The sequence below is a fragment of the Mesorhizobium sp. PL10 genome, assembly GCF_053714315.1.
In genome coordinates, this window is sequence record NZ_JBSKBR010000221.1 from 1 (window position 1) to 362 (window position 362).

Here is a 362-nt window from a genome sequence, read left to right on the forward strand (position 1 = left end):
CTTGCGTTTCTTCTACGGCGTGACGCTGGGTCGATCTGATCTGCCTGAGCGGATCGCTTACGCCCGGACGCCGCGCAAGTTGCCGGTCGTGCTGAGCGCCGATGAGGTGGTCGGTTTTCTGCAGGCCGTGAAGGGGACGAGGAACCGGGTCGCTCTGATGACCACCTATGCGGTGGGCTTACGTTCTGCAGGTGACGGACATCGATAGCAGCCGGATGGTAATTCGCATCGAGCAGGGCAAGGGCGGCAAGGACCGCTATGTGATGCTGTCGCCGCAGCTGCTGGAGATTTTGCGCGTCTTTTGGCGGTTGACCAAGCCGGGGCGATGGCTGTTTCCCCGGCGCGATGGCCGCGGCCCGATC

At 63.3% G+C, this 362-nt stretch carries 1 pseudogene; it reads left to right on the top strand.

Annotated features, from left to right (window positions below):
- Nucleotides 1-362, top strand: a pseudogene (locus ACWGTO_RS33945) (tyrosine-type recombinase/integrase); the annotation flags it as partial.